Raw genomic sequence first — 6,305 nt, 5'->3', positions numbered from 1 at the left:
GAATTGAATCACGACCGCGCGACGCTGGGAAGGGTTTTTCCGCAGCCTGTTAATGCGGCCATGGTCGCCGATTCTGCGCGCGAACACAATTGAAGGGCCGGGAATTTCCCGCCGGTCGGGTCCAAGCTAATCCTTGCTATCGTTCGAGAATCCCGCGATGTTTGCCGTAACATGTCGTTGTCTGAGAATCAGGGCCGGGTGCGGGCCGTACTTGGGCCCACCAATACCGGCAAGACCTATCTGGCGATAGAGCGCATGCTCGGCCATGCGACAGGCATGATCGGGTTTCCGCTACGGCTTCTGGCGCGGGAAAACTATGACCGGATCGTCGCCCTGAAGGGCCGGCGGACGGTGGCGCTGATCACCGGCGAGGAAAAGATCATTCCGCCGCGGCCGCGCTGGTTCGTCTGCACCGTGGAATCGATGCCGCTGGACCGGGTGGTCGATTTCCTGGCCATCGACGAAATCCAGCTCTGCGCCGACCGGGAGCGCGGGCATATTTTCACCGACCGTCTGCTGCATGCGCGAGGGCGGGAGGAAACCATGCTGCTGGGCTCGGACACCATTGCGCCCCTGCTGCGCCGCCTTATTCCCGAGGCGCAGATCGAAACCCGGCCGCGCTTTTCCACCCTGACCTATGCCGGCGCGAAGAAGCTGACCCGGCTGCCCCGGCGCAGCGCAATCGTCGCCTTTTCGCTGAACGAGGTATATGGCCTTGCGGAACTGGTGCGGCGGCACCGCGGCGGCACCGCGGTCGTTCTGGGCGCGCTGTCGCCCCGCACCCGCAACGCCCAGGTCGCGATGTACCAGGCGGGCGAGGTCGACTTCATGGTGGCGACGGACGCCATCGGCATGGGGCTGAACATGGAGATCGACCATGTCGCCTTCGCCGGAACGCGCAAATTCGATGGCGAAAAGCCGCGCCGGCTGACTCCGGCCGAAATCGGCCAGATCGCGGGGCGGGCGGGCCGCTACCAGCGCGATGGAACCTTCGGCGTCACCAACAATATCGCGCCCCTGGACGACGAACTGGCGGTCGCCATCGAGGGCCACCAGTACGACACCATCGACCGGCTGTGCTGGCGCAACCGCGATCTCGATTTCGCCTCGCCCCAGGCGCTGGTCAACAGCCTGTCGGCGCCGCCGCCGGTACCGGTTTTGTATCGTCCGCGCGACGGGGAGGATTTCGATGTCCTCAAATCGCTTGTCACGGATGCGGATGTGCGCGCGCGGGCGACCAACCCGGCGGCGATTCGGCTGCTGTGGGATGTCTGCCAGATTCCCGATTTCCGCAAGGTGATGGAGGATATCCATGTCCGGTTGCTGCGTCGGGTATTCCTGTATCTGATGACGAACGAGGCGCGGCTGCCCGAGGACTGGATTCGCCAGAATCTCGACCGGCTGGACAATCTGGATGGCGATATCGATACGCTGACGCAACGCATCGCCCATGTGCGGACCTGGACCTATATCAGCCACCGCGCCGACTGGCTGGCGGATTCGGCGCATTGGCAGGCGCAGGCGCGGCGAATCGAGGACCGGTTGTCCGACGCGCTGCATGAACGCCTGCTGCAACGCTTCGTCGACCGCCGTGCGCCGATCCTGGCGAAACAGCGGCAGGGCGGCGGCGCCGTACTGTCCTATGTAGACAAGTCCGGCGACGTGATCGTCGAAGGCATCTGCACGGGCCGGATCGCCGGTTTGCGATTCCTGCGTGAAGGCGACCAGAGCCGGGTTGAATCCCGCATGCTGATGTCCGCCGCCCGCCCGACGATCACCCGTGAAATCGCGGACCGGATTGCCCTGCTGACGGCGGACGAGAATACATCGTTCGCCTTGTCGCGCGAGGGCCGAATTCTGTGGCGCGATGTGGAAATAGCCTATCTGCAGAAAGGCGCGATACCGCTGGCGCCGGAAATTACCCTGATGCGCAATGAATTCCTGACGCGCGAACACCGGATTGCCGTTCTGGCGCGGCTGAACAGCTGGTTTGACGGCTATCTGCACCGTCGTCTTTTCCCGCTCTTCGCCGCCCGCAATGCAAAGCTGGGGGCGGCGGCGCGGGGGATTGCCTTCCGGCTTGCCGAAACGCTGGGGGCGGTGCCGCGTTCCGACGCGCTGGCGCAGGTTACAAGCCTGGATGCCGGAGACCGAAAGAAACTGTCCGGGATCGGTTTGCGGTTCGGCGCGCATTGTCTGTATCTCGCGCCCCTGCTGAAGCCGCCCGCGCAGCGGCTGCGCGCCACTCTGGCGGCGGTATATGCCGGCGCCGCGGTGCCGTCCGGTGTCGATCAGGCCCTGTCCCTGCCGGCGGCGGGCCTGTCCGTGGAAATGTGGCATCATATGGGCTTTCGGGTACTCGGCAATCGGGCGATCCGCTATGACAATGTCGAGCGGCTATCGGCGGCCCTGCGCAAACAGGCGAAGCAGGGCGCCTTTGAAGGCAATGCCGACCTGATCAAGCTGGCGGGATGCGAGGGGGATGATTTCGCGGCGGTGCTGTCGGAGCTTGGCTATCAGATGTCCGTCGGTAACAATGTCCCCGTCTTCGAGGCCAAAAAACGGCGCGGCGCCGCCAAACGGGTCCGGCAGGTGGACCGGCAGGCACGGATTGCCAGGCCGGATTCGCCCTTTGCCAAACTGCGGGGGCTGACAATCGCGCGATGACCGGTGATCCCGTCGAGAAGCTGCGCCTGGACAAGTGGCTCTGGCATGCAAGGCTGTTCAAGAGCCGGACCATTGCCGCGGGACAGATCGCCGGCGGCGGGTTTCGCGTCAACCGGGCGCTGGTACAGAAGTCGCACCATGCGGTGCAGCCCGGCGATGTCGTGACCTTTGCCAAGGGGCCCTATACCCGGGTTATCGAGGTGGTGGCGCTGGGCGCCCGGCGCGGCCCCGCGGCGGAAGCGCAGGCGCTTTACAGGGATCTGAACCCGCCAGAGCAGCAGCCGAAGCCGGATGCCGCCAATCGTATGCTCATGGGGCAGCGCGATCCCGGGACCGGCCGACCGACGAAGAAGCAGCGCCGGGAAACCGAACGGCTGCAACGCGGCTCCTGACGTCCTAACCCGTTTTCCGGAAGACGACCGACAGGTTGTTGGCCGGCATTTCGACGATCTCCTGTTCCTCGAAGTCGCGCGCCGCCGCTTCGGCAATGACGGTTTCCAGGTTCCGGATGCCCCATTGGGTGTTCCGGCTCCGCAGACTCTGATCGAACTGCGCGTTGGATGGCGCGGTATGGCTGTTGTTCCGTTTGAACGGTCCGTACAGGTACAGAACGCCATCGCCCGGGGGCAGGATACGCGCGGCCCCCTCCAGCAGGCCAAGGCAGGCTTCCCAGGGCGCGATATGGATCATGTTGATGGATACGACGGCGGCAGCCTGTGTGACAGGCCAAATGGCTACCGTCGCATCGATATCACAGACCGGCAGCAGGTTGGGAAGGTCGGCCGTCGCCGCGCGGGCCGCGATGCTGGCGCGTGCGGCAGGATCGATGTCGCTCGGCTGCCACCGGATTTTGGGCAGGGCGGCGGCGAAGTGAACGGCATGCTCGCCTGACCCGCTGTTGAGTTCCAGTACCAGCCCGGAATCCGGCAGGACACGCTGTAATACGGCGAGAATCGGTTCCCGGTTTCGAAGTGTTGCGGGGGCATGCAGGGCGTCACTCATGGCGTTTTATAGGACCGCGGTCCGCGGCAGGCAATGCGGCTGTCCCGTTTCCCGAAATATGTATTCGAAAGCCCTTATGTATCAATATGATGATAAGTATCGAAACACCGATGACAAAACACCGGCGATGTACTATCCCATCGGTATGTTATCCAAAATCCGCATGTTCCTGATCGAGCGACAAGGCCGCGCCAGCGCCGCCGACGGCGCGCATACCGATGAGGAACTGCATATCGCGGCGGCGGCGCTGCTGGTTGAGGCCGCGCGTCTCGATGGCGATTTCGATAAGGACGAGCGCGACAGGATCGGCGATATCCTGCGGCGGCGCTTCGACCTGGATGCGCCGTCGGCGCGGGACATTGTCGAAGCCGCCGGCAACGCCGTCGATACGGTCCCGGAAATTTACGGTTTCACCAAAACCATACGCGATAATTTCACCCATGCCGAACGGGTGACGATGCTGGAACTGTTGTGGGAAGTGGCATACGCGGATGGCGTGCTGCACGATTACGAAGCAAGCCTCTTGCGTCAGGTCACCGGACTTTTGTATGTCACTGATCAGGAGAGTGGGGCAGCGCGCAAGCGGGCCCTCGAACGCTTGAGGGAATAGCGGGCGCGGGGCCGGGGAATTGGACAGGCGCACAACGCACGCAGTAACATTTTAGTGGGAAAGGTGGCTTATGACCTACGTCGTTACGGAAAATTGCATTAAATGCAAATACATGGACTGCGTCGAAGTGTGTCCCGTCGATTGTTTCTATGTCGGTGAAAATATGCTCGTCATTCATCCCGATGAATGTATCGATTGCGGCGTATGCGAACCGGAGTGCCCGGCGGAAGCCATTCTGCCCGATACGGAAAGTGACGTCGAAAAATGGGTCGAACTGAATCGCGAATATGCGGATAAATGGCCCAACATCACGCGCAAGGGCGAATCCCCGGCCGATGCCGACGAATTCAAGGATGTTCCGGACAAGCTGGCGAAATTTTTCAGCCCCGAACCCGGCGCGGAATGACGAAGGCTGGGAAACCCGGTAATTTTGTGATATAATATTGTCTGTTAGGTGCCGCGCGCCGATGTTTCTGGCGATGCGCGGTGTTGTGTCGCGTATGGAGAAGGGCACGGCAGGCATTACCTGAACGGACAGATTCCGCGAAGCGATGGATCGCTGGAATATTACGGCGTGTTGCCGGTTTGACGGGCAATGCGCCGTTTGGCGAGGGATCGGCGTGGCGATGCACCAGTCGAACTGGTGCACGGTATGGACAATTACGGGAAATTGGAATGGCGGACAAGAAAGCGAAATTCAGCGCGGGCGACCATGTCGTCTATCCGACGCATGGCGTCGGTTTGGTGACGGGTATAGAGGAACAGGAAATTGCCGGCGACAAGCTCAAGCTGATTGTGATCGACTTCGACAAGGATCGCATGGTGCTGCGCGTGCCGATGACGAAGGCGGAAACCTCCGGGTTGCGCCGCCTGTCGTCGAAGGACGAAATGAAGGCCGCGATGAAAACGCTCAAGGGACGCAGCCGTGTCCGGCGCACCATGTGGAGCCGCCGCGCGCAGGAATATGAAGCCAAGATCAATTCCGGGGATCCCATTTCCATCGCGGAAGTCGTGCGCGACCTGTATCGCAAGGATGATCAGCCCGATCAGTCCTACAGTGAACGGCAGATTTATCAGGCGGCGTTCGAACGGTTGATGCGGGAACTTGCCGCCGTGGAGGATATCGACGAGGATACGGCAACGGAACAGCTCGAAACGGTGCTCAAAGCCGCATAACGCACTGGTGCTTTCTGCAGGCCAGACCTTTCCTTGTGAACGAGAGTGGTAGAGCGGAACAACATACCAGCGTTGCCGAACGCCCGGCGCATCTGGGCGGTCAGCGCAATTCACGGCGAAGCGCGAAAGCTTGAAGTGTTGCACCGCGCGATGATGCCCCGAATCGCCGTCGGCGACCGTCTTGTTTACCTCGGAAATTATCTGGGCATCGGGCCGATGCAGTTCGAAACGGTTGCCGAACTGCTCCGCTTCCGGCGCCTGTTCCTGTCGATTCCGCCCTACATGGATGCCGGCGACGTCATTTTTCTGCGCGGCGCCCAGGAAGAAATGTGGCAGAAACTGCTGCAGCTCCAGTTTTCCGTCCGTCCGGGCGAAATCCTGGAATGGATGATTGCCAGGGGGGTCGAGGCGACGTTGTCCGCCTATGGCGGGAGGGCCGCGGATGGGTTCCTGCGGGCGCGCGAAGGCCCGGTCGCGCTGACGAGCTGGACCTCGGAACTGCGCGCGGCCGCGAGAGCCGCGCCAGGGCACGATGCGCTGATGAACAGCCTGAAGCGGGCGGCGATGTCGCACGAAAAGGGCGTGTTGTTCGTCAGTTCGGGAATCGATGTCACCCGGCCGCTGAAGAAGCAGGCGGACAGTTTCTGGTGGGCCGGGCGCAGTTTCTCCAAAATCACAAGGCCATTCGAGACCTTTCGCCGGGTCGTGCGCGGGTACGATCCCGACCATGGCGGATACTATGAAACCCTCGACACGCTGACGATTGACGGGGGCTGCGGCTTCGGCGGCCGACTGGTGGCGGTTTGTCTTTCGCCCGACGGTGAAATCATCGAACGGTTGGATTCCTGAC

General features: G+C 62.2%; 7 protein-coding genes. 6 read left to right on the top strand and 1 reads right to left on the bottom strand.

Annotated features, from left to right (window positions below):
• Positions 1–177 precede the first annotated feature (177 nt).
• Both WD767_15360 and WD767_15355 read left to right on the top strand, forming a co-directional pair.
• Positions 178–2,667 (top strand): helicase-related protein, encoded by a 2,490-nt coding sequence (locus WD767_15360; GenBank protein MEX2617470.1) that lies wholly within the window; start codon positions 178–180, stop codon positions 2,665–2,667.
• A complete protein-coding gene (locus WD767_15355) occupies positions 2,664–3,059 on the top strand; it encodes an RNA-binding S4 domain-containing protein (GenBank protein MEX2617469.1) in 396 nt (131 codons plus the stop codon). Before WD767_15360 ends, WD767_15355 begins: the two co-directional genes overlap by 4 nt.
• A gap of 4 nt (positions 3,060–3,063) precedes the next feature.
• Here the strand turns inward: WD767_15355 and WD767_15350 are convergent, their stop codons facing one another.
• Positions 3,064–3,669: a DUF938 domain-containing protein gene (locus WD767_15350; GenBank protein MEX2617468.1), complete on the bottom strand. Its 606-nt coding sequence runs from the start codon at positions 3,667–3,669 to the stop codon at positions 3,064–3,066.
• Positions 3,670–3,814: 145 nt separating this feature from the next.
• Between WD767_15350 and WD767_15345 the strand changes: the two genes are divergently transcribed.
• The 4 genes from WD767_15345 (at position 3,815) to WD767_15330 (ending at position 6,304) form a co-directional block, all read left to right on the top strand.
• The gene (locus tag WD767_15345) at positions 3,815–4,279 is read left to right on the top strand and encodes a TerB family tellurite resistance protein (GenBank protein ID MEX2617467.1); all 465 of its coding nucleotides are present in this window, start codon (positions 3,815–3,817) and stop codon (positions 4,277–4,279) included.
• Between the two features lie 70 nt (positions 4,280–4,349).
• Positions 4,350–4,685, top strand: coding sequence for a ferredoxin FdxA (gene fdxA / locus WD767_15340; protein MEX2617466.1), 336 nt, complete (start codon positions 4,350–4,352; stop codon positions 4,683–4,685).
• A gap of 269 nt (positions 4,686–4,954) precedes the next feature.
• Positions 4,955–5,455, top strand: a complete 501-nt coding sequence (locus WD767_15335; GenBank protein MEX2617465.1) for a CarD family transcriptional regulator — start codon at positions 4,955–4,957, stop codon at positions 5,453–5,455.
• A gap of 72 nt (positions 5,456–5,527) precedes the next feature.
• Positions 5,528–6,304, top strand: coding sequence for a hypothetical protein (locus tag WD767_15330; GenBank protein MEX2617464.1), 777 nt, complete (start codon positions 5,528–5,530; stop codon positions 6,302–6,304).
• The last annotated feature ends 1 nt before the right edge of the window (position 6,305 follow it).

The sequence above is a fragment of the Alphaproteobacteria bacterium genome (assembly GCA_040905865.1).
Classification (GTDB): Bacteria; Pseudomonadota; Alphaproteobacteria; order UBA8366.
The sequence above is the reverse complement of the archived record's forward strand: the minus strand, read 5'-3'. Positions and strand labels throughout refer to the sequence as shown.